This is a genomic window from Ruegeria sp. HKCCD6428 (assembly GCF_013110595.1).
GTDB lineage: Bacteria > Pseudomonadota > Alphaproteobacteria > Rhodobacterales > Rhodobacteraceae > Ruegeria.
Genome location: NZ_WVQX01000005.1, coordinates 173,543 through 187,432 on the forward strand (window position 1 = coordinate 173,543; position 13,890 = coordinate 187,432).

The window sequence follows — 13,890 nt, forward strand, 5'->3', positions numbered from 1 at the left end:
GGCCTAGTTTGCGCCCTGTTTCATTAAGATTAGGGTCGTCCATTCACCAATCTCATCCCTATGGGTAAGATTGAATTCATTTTGAGAATAAACGGACACCACATCATCGGCCTGTTCGTTGAGGATCCCCGACAGGATTGCATACCCTCCGGGACGCAGATTCGCCGCGATTTCCGGCGAGAGGGCGACCAGAGGACCTTTGAGAATATTGGCAAAGATCAGGTCATAGGGCGCGTGCGCCCTGAGATCGGGGTGATCGAAACCAGCGGCTTCCACGCACCGTACGGCACCGGACATCCCGTTCGCCTTGAGGTTGGCTTCGGCCACGTCAACGGCCACTTCATCAATGTCACTGGCAATGATGTCGCCGTCCCAAACCCGGGCTGCGGCCATGGCCAGAACGGCGGTGCCGCAGCCGATATCCGCCACTTTCGTCGCGGTGAACCCTTCGTACAGCAATCTGTCAAAGGCCTTGAGGCACCCCAACGTCGTACCATGGTGGCCGGTGCCAAAGGCCATTGCGGCCTCGATCAGCAATGGAATGCGGCCCTCGGGCAGCTTGTCGGCATCATGGCTTCCATAGACAAAGAAACGCCCCGCCTCGACGGGCGCAAGCTCGCGCCGTACATGCGCAACCCAGTCGGTTTCCGGCAGCTCTGAAACAACAAACGGTTTGGCGTCGAATGCCGCGGCCAGAACCGCCAGTGCGGTCTCGTCGGGGGCTTCGGTGAAATATCCGCCGACCTCCCACAGGCCGGAACCGTCTTCGACTTCGAACACACCAACGCCGGTTGGCTCTGGCTCCAGACGTTCCATCGCCTCGCCCAGACCTTCGGCGGCCTTCTTACCTGTCAGCGTCGTCAGTGCGGTGAATGTGGGCATTGGGGCCTCCTGTCTCGATTGACACCGCGCCTAGGACGCCGCGCCGTCAAGGTCAAGCGCCGAGACCTATTCCGCAGGGGCCGGAGCGTATTTGGTCAGGATGGTCTCGTTGCCGGGCTCGGGGTGACGCGGGATCAACAGCGACAACAGCAGCGAAACGATCGCCATCGCCGCGGCCAGGCCAAACACAGCGCCCGGCGACACGACCCAAAGCAGGCCAAGCACAGCGGGCAAAAACACCGCCGCAATATGATTGATCGTAAAGGCCACCGCAGCGGTCGGCGCGATATCAGCAGGGTCGGCGATTTTCTGGAAATAGGTTTTCAACGCCAATGCCAGCGCAAACAGCACGTGGTCGATCACATAAAGGATTGCCGCAAGCAGAACACCCCAGCCGAACCAATAGATGCCGCCATAGGCTGCGAACACGATGGCCAGACCGGTATATTCAAATATCAGCGTGCGCCGCTCACCGAACTTTGCCACCGCCTTTCCCAGCAATGGGGCGGCCATCATGTTGATCATCAGATTGATCAGATAAAGGCTGGTGAGCTCATGCACTTCAAAGCCGAATTTCTCGACCATCATGAACCCGGCAAAGACGACAAATATCTGCCGCCGCGCGCCTGCCATGAACTGCAATGCATAATACAGCCAATACCGGCGACGCAGGATCAGTTTCTTGGTCTGCGGCGTGGGCGCATCGAATTGCGGATAGGCGAACAGACAGAACAGGGCCAGCGCAGCCGTAACACCACCCGACGCCATGAATACAAAGTTGTAGGACAGATCAAAGCGATCCCAGGTCAGTACGATCAGCCCATACACCACCATGGTCGCCGCCGATCCCATCGCAACCAGCCATCCCAGCACCTGCGGAGCACGATCCTTGGGCAGCCACTGCAATTGAAGCGACTGGTTCACGGTCTCGTAGTAATGGAACCCGATCGAGCTGAACAAGGTCACGAAAAGCAACCCGCCCAGGCTGGGGAACCAGGCGGTCACCGCCGTTGCGACACCAAGCATCATCAGAGAGATCATCGCCAGCACCTGCTCGCGAATGAAAATGATGACGGCAATCACGCCAACCGCCAGAAACCCCGGAATCTCGCGCACGGTATGCAGCAGACCGATATCCGCGCCATCAAAATTCGCCACCTCAATAACAAAGTTGTTCAGCAGCGCGCTCCATGCGTTGAACGCAATGGGCATGGTCAGCGCCATCATGAACAACAGCGTGATGGGGCGGCGCCAGAACGGCAGGCTCTTAGCCTCGGCAAGGGGCATGGGTTTCAGCATGAGCCCCCTCTACGCCCATTTCACCGCTTTGGCGAGAGGGAAGCGGTCTGCGCACAATCACCCTGCACAGATGCAGAGGTCAATAAAAATTCTGTGGGTCAATATCGACGGTCAGACGGATATCACCCTTCAGACGCAAAGGGGCGATCCAGCGGGCAATGGCATCCTGAATCGGCGCCCCTTTCGGGGCTTTCACCAACAAGCGTACTCTGTGGCGGCCACGTATACGTGCGATGGGTGCCGGCGCCGGGCCAAAGACCTGAGCGCCGATCTGCGTCAAAGGTGTATCGTTGCGCGCCATTGCATTGCCGATATCGAAAACCGGCCCGACCTCGGGGCCCGACAACACGATCCCGGCCATGCGACCATAGGGCGGCACGCCTGCCGCCTGCCGACCCGCTGCCTCGGCTTTCCAGAACCCTTCCTCGTCACCCGACAGGATGGCCCGGATCACCGGGTGTTCCGGTTGAAATGTCTGCAACAACGCCTGCCCCGGCTTGTCCGCCCGTCCCGCGCGCCCGGCCACTTGCCGCATCAATTGAAACGTACGCTCAGCCGCGCGCAGGTCCGCGCCATGCAGGGAAAGGTCAGCGTCGATCACACCGACCAATGTGAGTTTGGGAAAGTTGTGGCCCTTGGCCACCAGCTGCGTACCGATGATAATGTCGGCATCCCCGGCGGCGATCTCTTCAATCTTGGCCTTCAAGGCCCGCGCCGAACCGAACAGATCAGAGCTCAGCATCGCGATGCTTGCCTCTGGGAAGGTCGCCTCGGCTTCTTCCGCCAGCCGTTCTATCCCCGGCCCGACCGGGGCCAGCTTGCCTTCCACACCACAGGAGGGGCAGGCTTCGGGCATCGGCTTGGTTTCACCGCATTGGTGGCACATCAATCGCTTGAGAAACCGATGCTCGACCATGCGTGCATCGCACTGATCACAGGCGATCTGCTCACCGCAGGCCCGGCACAACGTGACCGGCGCATAGCCACGGCGGTTGATGAACAATAGCGATTGTTCGCCTTTTTCGATCCGCTGCTGCACCGCTTGCCGCAAAGACGGAGAAACCCACGTTCCGGGAGTCATCTGTTCGGCCCGCATGTCGATGGGCTTCATCTCGGGCAATACCGCCGCTCCAAAGCGCGAGGTCAGGTCGAGCCGTTCATATTTGCCGGCCTCGGCATTGGCCCAGCTTTCCAGCGAAGGCGTCGCGCTGGCCAGAATCACCCGGGCGCCACAGATCGCCGAGCGCAGAACTGCCATGTCGCGTGCGCTGTAATGCACGCCGTCTTCCTGTTTGTAGGACGTGTCGTGTTCTTCATCGACCACCACCAGCCCCAGATCGCGGAATGGCAGAAACAGCGCCGACCGGGCGCCCACAACCAGTTGCGCATTCCCCTGTCCGACCATCCGCCAGACCCGGCGCCGTTCCGTCATGGTCGCGCCGGAATGCCATTCCGCCGGGCGCGCACCGAACCGCGCCTCGACCCGGGTCAGAAATTCTGCGGTCAGGGCAATCTCGGGAAGCAGAACCAAGGCCTGCCGCCCCATGCGCAACGCCTCGGCCACGGCCTCTAAATAGACCTCGGTCTTGCCGGAACCGGTAACGCCTTTCAGCAGCGTGGTGCCGTAATCGCCTGTCCGCTGCCCGGCCTGAAGCCGTTTGACCGCCGCTGCCTGATCAGCGGTCAGGTCTTTCCCGGGCAGGTCCGGATCAAGATGCGGATAAGGCAGGTCGCGCGGGCTGTCCTCTTCGCGCACGGCGCCTTGTTTGACCAACCCCTTGACAACAGATGACGTTACACCTGCCTGTTCGGCGAGTTCCTTCAAGGTAAAGGCCAGCCCGCCATAATCCCGCAATACCTCCAGAACCCGGTTCCGGGCATCGGTCATTCGGTCAGGTTCAGTATCCCCCAGCCGGTAGACCTTGCGCATAGACGGCGGATCACCCAGGCCCGGTGCCCGCGTCGCCAGACGCAGCATCGCAGGCATTGGCGTCAGAGTGTAATCGGCAACCTTCTCCAGAAACACCCGCATTTCTTCACGCATCGGAGCAACTTCGAGAACCCGGATCACCGACCGCGCCTTGCTCAGATCAAAACCACCCTGCCCTGGCCCCCAGACCACCCCCAGCACCTTGCGCGGGCCCAAAGGAACCTCGACAAACGCGCCCAGAACGCACCCGCCTTCGGGCGCTTTGTAATCCAGCGTCCGGTCAAGCGGCTGCGTTGTCAGCACCGCAACCAGCTCTCCTTGGTCGAAAAATCCGTTAGCGCTCACGGCATGTCCTTCGCAGGGGGTTCCAGCAGGGGTCTCTTTGAGGTAAAGCCATCCGCGACCAAGGCCAACCCATCAAAGGACTGCCCTCATGAAATTCTTCGTAGACACAGCCGAAATCGACGCCATCGCCGAACTGAACGATCTGGGCATGGTGGACGGCGTAACCACCAACCCTTCGCTGATCCTGAAATCGGGTCGCGACATTCTGGAAGTAACCAAAGAAATTTGTGAGCTGGTCGACGGCCCGGTATCGGCAGAGGTTGTCGCTACCGAAGCTGACGACATGATCGCCGAAGGCCGCAAGCTGGCCAAGATCGCGCCGAATATCGCCGTGAAGGTTCCGCTGACATGGGCGGGCCTGAAAACCTGCAAAACGCTCAGCGACGAAGGCCAGATGGTCAACGTGACCCTCTGTTTCTCGACCAATCAGGCGATTCTGGCTGCAAAGGCGGGCGCGACATTCATCTCGCCATTCATCGGACGGCTTGACGATATCAACCTCGACGGCATGGACCTGATCGCAGACATCCGTCAGGTCTATGACAACTACGGGTTCGAGACCGAAATTCTTGCCGCATCGATCCGTACCGTCAACCATGTGACCGACAGCGCCCGCATCGGGGCCGACGTGATCACTGCGCCGCCTGCCGTCATCAAGAAGCTGGCCGACCATCCGTTGACGGACAAAGGTCTGGAAACCTTCCTCGCGGACTGGGCCAAAACCGGCCAGAAGATCCTCTGATCCCAGACCCGACCGCGCGGTGCCGAAAGGCGCCGCGCCCGGCCCAACGGCCAAATGCCTGATCTGTGATCAGGCATGGCGGGCGGGAGCCCCTGCGCCACAGCATGCAAGGAAACCCACCCTTGCGTGCATTTTTTCCGAGGCAAATCCGGACCGGCATGTTATAAGCCGCGACAACAAAAAAGACCGGACGGAACATGAGCAGCAATCCCAAACTCGAGGATAACCTCCGCGCGGCAATTCTGGCCGAGCCGGATGTCGTGCTGGACGACAAAGACCTGATGCAGGCGCTTGTCGCAGCCAACGAGCAAGCGCGCGGCGACAACGTGATTGACCTGCGCGGCATTGCGATGCAACGGCTCGAGGCGCGGCTGGATCGGCTGGAAGACACCCACCGTTCCGTCATCGCTGCGGCCTATGAAAACCTCGCGGGCACCAATCAGGTCCACCGCGCCATTCTGCGATTGCTGGAACCTGTCGAGTTCGAAGATTTCCTGCGCGCGCTGGGCGCCGATGTGGCGGACATCCTGCGCGTCGACAGCGTTACGCTGGTTCTGGAAACCACCGTGGTTCAGAACGATCCTGCGATTGACACGCTGGGTGGTGTCCTGACGATCGCGGAACCCGGCTTCATCGACCGGTATCTGACCATTGATCGCGGTGGCCCCGCACGGGACGTGATCTTGCGGGAAATACATCAGCCAAGCCGCCGCATTTTCGGGTCACAGGCCGATCAGCTTCGTTCCGAGGCCTGCCTGAAGCTTGACCTCGGGGCCGGTCGTCTTCCGGGCATGATCGTCATGGCAGCCCGCGACCCGCGGCATTTCACACCGCAGCTGGGCACCGATCTTCTGGCCTTTTTTGCCGGCGTATTCGAACGCTCGATGCGCCACTGGCTGTCGTGAGCCTGATCTCACCCGCCTGCCGCGACGCGCTTCAGCAATGGCTGGACAGCCTGGGCGCACTGGCCGGACGATCCAAGAACACGCAAAACGCCTATCGAGGCGATGTCGTCGAGTTTCTGTCGTTCATGACCCTGCATCACGCCGAACGGCATGGCCTGAAAGCGCTGGAACGGATCACGGTGTCGGATATGCGCGCCTGGATGGCGGATCAGCGCGGCGCAGACGTGAGCGCGCGGTCTTTGGCGCGCAAACTTTCGGCGGTCAAAAGCTTCTACCGTTGGCTGGCAGAGCGTGAGGGGTTCGAGCCCACCGCCGTTCTGTCCACCCGCGCGCCAAAATTCACCAAGAAACTGCCACGTCCACTGGCCGAAGACGCAGCCCGCGCCATGATCGATACAGTGGAGCTACAATCCACGTCGGACTGGGTCGCAGCCCGCGACGTCGCGGTTGTCACGCTGCTTTATGGATGCGGACTGCGCATATCCGAGGCACTGTCCCTGACCGGTACGGACGCACCTTTGCCCGCCACGCTGCGCATCGTCGGCAAAGGCGACAAAGAGCGGGTCGTACCGGTTCTTCCCGCGGCTCGGGAAGCGGTCGACAGATACCTGAAGCTATGTCCCCATCCACAAACACAGGACAAAGCCCTGTTTCGCGGCGTCCGAGGAGGGGCACTGAACCCGCGCGCGATCCAAGGGGTCATGGCCAAGGCACGTATGCAATTGGGCCTGCCCTCTACTGCAACGCCCCACGCCATGCGGCACAGCTTTGCCACCCACCTGCTTACAGCCGGAGGCGACCTGCGTGCCATTCAGGAACTTCTGGGCCACGCCTCCTTGTCGACGACGCAGACCTATACGGCAGTGGACACTGCGCGGTTGATGGAGGTCTACAACCGCGCGCATCCCAAAGCCTGACGTGCACATGACTCGAAAACCCGGGCTTTTGGTTTGCATCTCGGACGCGCATCAGTCATGACGCTCGCATGACACTCAGATTCAAAGCTCTTTCCGTTCATCTCTTTACTGCAACAGGCGCTGTTTTTGCCATGCTGGCCATGCTGGCTGCCGTTGAAGAGAAATGGAGCCTTATGTATCTTTGGCTTGTCGTGTCTTTCATTGTAGACGGTATCGATGGCCCGCTGGCGCGACATTATCACGTCAAGCACAACGCGCCCGAGTTCGACGGCGTTCTGCTGGATCTGATCATCGATTACCTGACCTATGTGTTCATCCCGGCCTTTGCCCTGTTCAAATCGGGGCTGATGGACGGCTGGACCGGATGGTTCGCGATCATCGTCATCACATTTGCCAGTGCGATGTATTTCGCGGATACACGCATGAAAACCAAGGACAATTCCTTTTCCGGTTTTCCCGGGTGCTGGAACATGTTCGTGATCGTGATCTTCGCGCTGGAACCGAATTTCTGGATCATCCTGCTGCTGGTCACCCTGCTGTCGCTGGCCATGTTTCTACCGCTGAAATTCGTTCATCCCGTGCGCACCGAGCGCTGGCGCAGCCTGACTTTGCCGATGGCGCTGGCATGGACGTTCTTCGCGGGTTGGGCTGCATGGGTCGATTTTCACCCGGAAAGCTGGGCCCATTGGGGGCTGGTCATCACCAGCCTGTACCTGACCTTCGCAGGCATCGCCCAACAGGTTGTTCCGCAGCGCCGCGCCTGACGCAGCGCTGCCCGTCCCGTTTTACAGAACGTCCTGCACCTCGAATTCGGTGCCGTTATGGGTAAAGACGTCGCCCTTTTGCAGACCTGCCATCGCCAGATATATCGGGCTTTGGGTTGAAATACCCATATAGGTCTTGCCATCCACTTCAAACCGCGTTGTTGAAACACACACAACAAATCTGCGGTTGTTGAACTTGATCACAGCTCCTGGCCTGACCGTGTCGGCAAGGCTGAAATCGGTATTTTCGATGACATCAATCTTTGCATGATGCGCATGGACAGGCGCGTCGAAGGCAGCCGCCAGATCGGCGTTTTCCCGCGATGCGGCAATGTCATCCTTGTCGTGACCTTCCCGGTCGTCCAACTGGGCATCTTTTAAAAACGCATCGTAATGCGCCTGCGCCGTTGCAAGCTCTTGCGCTTCAAGCGACATCAACCGGTCGATAATGGCCTTCTTGCGGGCTGCACGGTCTTGTTCAGTGGTCATGCAATGCGGTCCTTCAAATTCAGCAACTGTTACAAGTTGTGTCTGCAAAAAGCGGATTGCAACCGAATTTCGACGCTCAGATCAAAAGACCTGCCGCCCGCTCATGCCGCAACAGGGCAACTTTCGTCTCAACACCACCGTCGCCCGAAAAACCGCCCAAGCCATTTGCGGCCAGTACCCGGTGGCAGGGAATGATCACGGGAATGGGGTTTGATCCGCAGGCTTGGCCAACCGGCTGGGCGGGTTGCCCCAGTTCTTTGGCGATATCGCCATAGGTGCGCGTTTCTCCAAGCGGGATGGCATAGATCAGGTCACAGACCTGCTTTTGAAACTCTGATCCGTCAATGCGATACGGCAGATCGAAACGGTCAAGCCGCCCTTGATCATAGGCCCTCAACTGGGCGGCGGCTTCGCGCAGCAGCGCAGTCGGCTCACCCTCGTCCCTGCCGTTCCAGACAAGCCGTGTAAGGGCTCCGTCTGTTTCTTCAACACCAAGTCGTCCGAACTGAGTTTCAACGGAAATCATCGCCATGGACCGACGGTTTCAGATCAAAGCGCAAAGCACAAGCACGGGAATGTGCAAGACCACGCAAAAAGTCATTTTTGGGCATTGGCGCCATTCGTGATACGCTCCTGCCGTTACTTAAAGAGATTTTGGAGAACGCAATGGGTCGACATTTGATCCTCACGGTACATGGAATCGGTGAACAAAAACCCGGCGAAACCGTCGATCAGGTCGTTGGCGCAGCAACAACCTGGCTGGATGGAAACCCCAGACCACCGATCGAAGTCGAACGCGGCATGATCGAACTGGCCGAATCCACCTTCGACGGAAATCCAAGAAATGCAGAGCTGTTCGAAGTCAATCTGCGCACGGTGACTGACCCGGCTGTTCCTCAGGACAAGGCCCTGTTTGCCGAAGTTTATTGGGCTGATCGCTCTCCGGCCCCGAAAGGAGCGATCAAAACCGTGCTGGACCTGATTTGGGTCGTTCTGGCGTTGGGATATCTGGCGATGGACAATGTCGAGCAAACCCACATCCGCAAAGGCGTTGCCTCGGACCAGCCCAATGGCAGGAATACACTTGCGGCACAGCTGGTACATCTTTTCACATGGATCTTCTTCGGTGCGGTTGCGACGCTGAACGTCTTTTTGTTGATTGGTGCCGCAGCGGTCATGACCGACCGGATACCTGTCTCGGTTTTCCAGAACCCTGCCCTGTTGTTCTGGCTTCTGTTCGGGCTGTACGCCGGCGGGGCCATTGTCGGGCTGGGGCAAAGCCGATCGGCGCCGACCTATCTCAGGCGGGTCTTCTGGCGTGGAATGCTCGCAATGGGAACAGCACTGACTCTGTGCCTGGTCATTGGGCCGCTGGGCCTGAAATTGTGGGTCTGCGTCCCTTCCGACACGGGAAATTGCCCGCCGGCCCTGGAGCAATTCGTGGCGTTTCAGGTTTTTCTGCTGTCCATTTTCTGGGCCACTCTTATCTTCCTGACACTCATTCTTTACGCGTTGTCCGCCTGGACGCTGCAGATCAATGACACACTTTCAGAGCACAGGCGGCTGTACCCCAGCATCTGTGCAGGCATGCTGGTTTTCTGGATGTTCTTCATTTCCGGCCTCTGGTTGACCATAGAGCAATTGCTGGAAACTGTTTCGGGCCTGTCCGGCGGTCAGCTGCAACGTCTTTTTGAAAGCAATTTGAACGAGTCCATCGAAACTCTCAGCGTGGCCTTTGTGGCCATCGTTCTGTTGGGGTTCGTTGGCGTCGGGCTTTTTGCAGGTCGCAAAACGTACAAGGCCAACCTTCACACCCGCAGCGGTCTGATCAGCCGGGCGATTGTAAACCGGCTGGCGCAGTGGGTCTTTCTGTTTGGTACAATCGTGCTGGTTCTGGTCACGATCCGAGAGATCGCAGCCAACCAGAGTTTTGAGGCCGCATGCAACGTGGGCATAGGTGAAACCAACCCGATCTCTTGGGCTTTGGACAGGTTGGCCTGTTCGCAAGGCGAGATCGGCCTGATCGTTCTTGGCGCAACTGCGTTGATGTACCGGTTTTCTGATTTTGTTTCCGCCGGGCTGGGCGTTGCACGGGATATCGTTACCTACGCCATTCGTGACAAATGCTATCTGGGAAAAGATCTGGAAACGCGACAACGCAACTATCCGGATCGCAAGGCGATAGACGAACGTTTCTATCGCACGTTGTACTATGTTCTCGATATCTTTCCAGCGGATCATATTACGGTGATATCCCATTCGCAGGGCACCGTGATTGCCACGCAGATGCTTGCTGACCCACGCGTCCAGAGACGCATCGGCGGGCGGACCCTGACACTCATCACGATGGGCTCTCCGGTCACCCATATCTATCAGCGCTATTTTCCCGAGATGTTCACCATCACGGCCAGTCAGTTGAACGCCGCGTGGTTCAACATCTTCCGGCAGGACGATTTTGTCGGAACCGAGATCGAGGGTGGGCTCATTTTTGCAAATCGAAACATCCCGGTCGATCCTGGCGGGCACACCGGTTACTTTACGGACTATCAGGTTTGGAAAGCACTGTCAGATCCTGCCATTGGCTTTGATCTGTTCAATCCAACACCGCAATCTGTGCAGACATAGCCCAAAATGCCCCCCGACTGAATTCGGGGGGCGCGTTGATTTATCCCAGCGCCTCATTGCAGCGCCCGCAGACGCCCGCATGGGTGTGGCGGCCCACATCAGGCAGGATTTTCCAGCAACGCTGACATTTCTCGCCTTCTGCTTTTTCGAATACGACGGCAACGCCTTCGATTTCCGGCACACGGAACGCCTCGGCCGGGGCGGGATCGCCGGTCACGGTCAGGCCCGAGGTGATGCACATGTCGTCCACGTCGAACGTGGCCAGCAGATCGCGGGTATCGCCATCCTCGACATGCACGATCGGTGCCGCCTCGAGGCTGGAGCCGATCACTTTGTCCTGACGCTGAACCTCCAGCGCGGCAGTCACGGCCCGGCGCACACGACGCACCTTGGCCATGTTGGCCTCAAGCTCGGCATCGCGCCAATCGGCGGGTGTGTCCGGAAAGTCCACCAGATGGACCGAACTGTCATCGCCCGGGAACCGCTCCAGCCAGACCTCTTCCATGGTGAAGACCAGAACCGGGGCCAGCCAGGTGGTCAGACGGTGGAACAGGATATCCAGAACAGTGCGCGCGGCGCGGCGGCGTGTGCTGTCCCCGTCGCAGTACAGAACATCCTTGCGAACGTCGAAATAGAAGGACGACAGATCAACCGTAGCAAAGTTGAACACGACGCTGAAAACACCCTGGAAGTCAAACGCGGCATAACCCTTGCGCACCTGCGCATCCAATTCCGCCAGACGGCTGAGAACCCAGCGTTCCAGACGCGGCATATCCTCGCGCGCGACGCGGTCGGCCTCGGTGAAGTCGGCCAATGAGCCCAGCATGAACCGCATGGTGTTGCGCAGACGACGATAGCTGTCGGCGGTGCCCTTCAGAATCTCCGGCCCGATCCGCTGATCGGCGGTATAGTCGGTCTGCGCCACCCACAGGCGCAGGATATCGGCGCCGTATTGCTTGACGACCTCTTCCGGCACGATGGTGTTGCCCAGCGACTTGGACATCTTGTTACCCTTGGCATCCAGCGTGAAACCGTGGGTCACTACGTTGCGATAGGGCGCGCGGCCCTTGGTGCCGCAGGCTTGCAGCATGGACGAATGGAACCAGCCGCGGTGCTGGTCGGTGCCTTCCATGTAGACATCGGCGATGCCATCCTCGGTCCCGTCCTCGCGATCGCGCAGAACAAACGCGTGGGTTGAACCCGAGTCGAACCACACATCCAGTACGTCAAAGACCTGTTCGTAGTCGTCCGGGTTGGCGATTCCGTAGAGGATCTTTTCCTTGAAACCGTCGGTGTACCAAACATCCGCACCGTCCTTCTCGAACGCCGCCTTGATGCGGGCGTTGAGTTCGGCGTTGCGCAGCAGGTAATCCGCGTCGGTGGGCAGAGCGCCCTTCTTGGTGAAGCAGGTCAGCGGCACACCCCATGCACGCTGGCGCGACAGAACCCAATCCGGGCGCGCTTCGATCATCGAATACAGGCGGTTGCGGCCGGACTGCGGCGTCCACTTCACCAGCTCGTCAATCGACCGCAGGGCACGTTCGCGGATGGTGTTGCCCATCTCGCCCATACCGTCATCCAGCTTGCGGTCGACGGATGCGAACCACTGCGGCGTGTTGCGATAGATGATCGGCGCCTTTGAGCGCCACGAATGCGGATAGCTGTGCTTGATCTTGCCGCGCGCCAGCAGCCCGCCGACCTCGGCCAGCTTGTCGATGACGGCCTTGTTTGCGTCACCCTCGCCGCCCTTGCGGGACAGGATGTATTTGCCGCCAAAGAACGGCAGATCGGCACGGAACGAGCCATCGTCCATCACGTTATAGGTGATGACCTGTTCCAGCATGCCCAGATCACGGTACAGCTCGAACTCCTCCATCCCGTGGGACGGCGCGCAGTGGACGAAACCGGTGCCTTCGGTATCGGTTACGAAGTCAGCGGCGCGGAAATCGCGGATGTCGTCCCATTCGCCATTGCCGCCTTCGGCCCCGGCCAGCGGGTGAAGCAGCTGCACGCTCTCCAATTCGTCGGCGGTCACGTCGCGCACACGGGTCCATTGATCGTCGTTCAGACGGGCACGGCCCAGAACGTCAGCGGCCAGATTGTCGGCCAGCAGGAACTTGTCGCCTACCTTGGCCCAGCATTCCTCGGGCGTGCCGGTAACTTCGTAGAGACCGTAGGAAATGTCCTTGCCATAGACGACGGCTTTGTTCGACGGCATGGTCCACGGCGTCGTCGTCCAGATTACCACATAGGCATCATCAAGATCGCCCGCATTCACGACCTTGAACTTCACCCAGATGGTGAAGCTTTCCTTGTCGTGATACTCGACCTCGGCCTCGGCCAGGGCCGTCTTTTCGATGGGCGACCACATGACAGGCTTCGAGCCCTGATAGAGCGTGCCGTTCATCAGGAACTTCATGAATTCGTCCGCAATCACCGCCTCGGCGTGATAATCCATGGTGACGTAGGGATCGGCCCAGTTGCCGGTGATGCCTAGACGCTTGAACTCTTCGCGCTGGATGTCGATCCAGCCCTCGGCGAACTTGCGGCATTCCTGACGGAAGTCGACGATGTTCACCTCGTCCTTGTTCTTGCCCTTCTTGCGGTACTTTTCCTCGATCTTCCATTCGATCGGCAGGCCGTGGCAGTCCCAGCCGGGCACGTATCGCGCATCAAAGCCCATCATCTGATGGGATCGCACGATCATGTCTTTGATGGTCTTGTTCAGGGCGTGGCCGATATGCAGATGACCATTCGCGTAAGGGGGGCCATCGTGCAACGTAAAGGGCGAGCGGCCCTTTTTCTCGCGCAGGCGGTCATAGACACCGATGGTCTCCCACCGTTCCAGCCATGCGGGTTCGCGCTTGGGCAGGCCGGCGCGCATGGGGAAATCGGTTTTGGGCAGGTTCAGCGTGTCTTTGTAATCAGGTGTCTGGATCGTGTCGGCGCACATTTGGGGCGTCCTTTGGATGATCTGGTCGTCTATTGGATC

General features: G+C 59.2%; 11 protein-coding genes. 5 read left to right on the top strand and 6 right to left on the bottom strand.

Translation table 11 applies throughout. The features are described from left to right. Window positions 1-3: 3 nt before the first annotated feature. The 3 genes from GS620_RS13425 to GS620_RS13435 all read right to left on the bottom strand — a co-directional run bounded on the left by GS620_RS13425 (window position 4) and on the right by GS620_RS13435 (window position 4,456). On the bottom strand, window positions 4-882 hold the full coding sequence (locus tag GS620_RS13425; RefSeq protein WP_171117480.1) for a 50S ribosomal protein L11 methyltransferase: 879 nt from the start codon (window positions 880-882) through the stop codon (window positions 4-6). 66 nt (window positions 883-948) lie between these two features. Further along, window positions 949-2,181: an MFS transporter gene (locus GS620_RS13430; protein WP_171616312.1), complete on the bottom strand. Its 1,233-nt coding sequence runs from the start codon at window positions 2,179-2,181 to the stop codon at window positions 949-951. 79 nt (window positions 2,182-2,260) lie between these two features. Next, the gene (locus tag GS620_RS13435) at window positions 2,261-4,456 is read right to left on the bottom strand and encodes a primosomal protein N' (RefSeq protein WP_171616314.1); all 2,196 of its coding nucleotides are present in this window, start codon (window positions 4,454-4,456) and stop codon (window positions 2,261-2,263) included. Window positions 4,457-4,544: 88 nt separating this feature from the next. On the opposite strand from GS620_RS13435, the gene fsa reads away from it, so the two are divergent. From fsa to GS620_RS13455, 4 genes are all read left to right on the top strand, one after another. Beyond that, entirely contained in the window at window positions 4,545-5,198 is a 654-nt protein-coding gene (gene fsa / locus GS620_RS13440; RefSeq protein ID WP_117869747.1) for a fructose-6-phosphate aldolase, read from the top strand. A gap of 197 nt (window positions 5,199-5,395) precedes the next feature. Then, entirely contained in the window at window positions 5,396-6,103 is a 708-nt protein-coding gene (locus GS620_RS13445; RefSeq protein ID WP_171616316.1) for a DUF484 family protein, read from the top strand. Continuing rightward, window positions 6,100-7,020 carry a tyrosine-type recombinase/integrase gene (locus GS620_RS13450; RefSeq protein WP_171616318.1) on the top strand — a complete coding sequence of 307 codons (921 nt, stop codon included), beginning with the start codon at window positions 6,100-6,102 and terminating at the stop codon, window positions 7,018-7,020. The genes GS620_RS13445 and GS620_RS13450 overlap by 4 nt, the downstream gene beginning before the upstream one ends. Before the next feature lie 68 nt (window positions 7,021-7,088). Continuing rightward, the gene (locus GS620_RS13455; protein ID WP_152457212.1) at window positions 7,089-7,784 is read left to right on the top strand and encodes a phosphatidylcholine/phosphatidylserine synthase; all 696 of its coding nucleotides are present in this window, start codon (window positions 7,089-7,091) and stop codon (window positions 7,782-7,784) included. A gap of 21 nt (window positions 7,785-7,805) precedes the next feature. Here GS620_RS13455 and GS620_RS13460 read toward each other — a convergent pair whose 3' ends face one another. After that, complete coding sequence (locus GS620_RS13460; RefSeq protein WP_152457211.1) at window positions 7,806-8,273, bottom strand: hypothetical protein; 468 nt, start codon at window positions 8,271-8,273, stop codon at window positions 7,806-7,808. Between the two features lie 76 nt (window positions 8,274-8,349). Next, window positions 8,350-8,805 carry a methylated-DNA--[protein]-cysteine S-methyltransferase gene (locus tag GS620_RS13465; protein WP_171117470.1) on the bottom strand — a complete coding sequence of 152 codons (456 nt, stop codon included), beginning with the start codon at window positions 8,803-8,805 and terminating at the stop codon, window positions 8,350-8,352. A 134-nt stretch (window positions 8,806-8,939) separates the two neighbouring features. Between GS620_RS13465 and GS620_RS13470 the strand changes: the two genes are divergently transcribed. After that, window positions 8,940-10,898, top strand: coding sequence for a hypothetical protein (locus GS620_RS13470; protein ID WP_171616320.1), 1,959 nt, complete (start codon window positions 8,940-8,942; stop codon window positions 10,896-10,898). A 40-nt stretch (window positions 10,899-10,938) separates the two neighbouring features. Here GS620_RS13470 and ileS read toward each other — a convergent pair whose 3' ends face one another. Then, window positions 10,939-13,851 (bottom strand): isoleucine--tRNA ligase, encoded by a 2,913-nt coding sequence (gene ileS, locus GS620_RS13475; RefSeq protein WP_171616322.1) that lies wholly within the window; start codon window positions 13,849-13,851, stop codon window positions 10,939-10,941. Between the last annotated feature and the right edge of the window lie 39 nt (window positions 13,852-13,890).

Coding starts and splice junctions, on each gene's coding strand:
- GS620_RS13455 (WP_152457212.1), top strand. CDS start 7,089: ATGACACTCAGATTCAAAGCTCTTTCCGTTCATCTCTTTACTGCAACA.
- GS620_RS13445 (WP_171616316.1), top strand. CDS start 5,396: ATGAGCAGCAATCCCAAACTCGAGGATAACCTCCGCGCGGCAATTCTG.
- GS620_RS13470 (WP_171616320.1), top strand. CDS start 8,940: ATGGGTCGACATTTGATCCTCACGGTACATGGAATCGGTGAACAAAAA.
- GS620_RS13430 (WP_171616312.1), bottom strand. CDS start 2,181: ATGCTGAAACCCATGCCCCTTGCCGAGGCTAAGAGCCTGCCGTTCTGG.
- GS620_RS13425 (WP_171117480.1), bottom strand. CDS start 882: ATGCCCACATTCACCGCACTGACGACGCTGACAGGTAAGAAGGCCGCC.
- GS620_RS13460 (WP_152457211.1), bottom strand. CDS start 8,273: ATGACCACTGAACAAGACCGTGCAGCCCGCAAGAAGGCCATTATCGAC.
- GS620_RS13465 (WP_171117470.1), bottom strand. CDS start 8,805: ATGGCGATGATTTCCGTTGAAACTCAGTTCGGACGACTTGGTGTTGAA.
- fsa (WP_117869747.1), top strand. CDS start 4,545: ATGAAATTCTTCGTAGACACAGCCGAAATCGACGCCATCGCCGAACTG.
- ileS (WP_171616322.1), bottom strand. CDS start 13,851: ATGTGCGCCGACACGATCCAGACACCTGATTACAAAGACACGCTGAAC.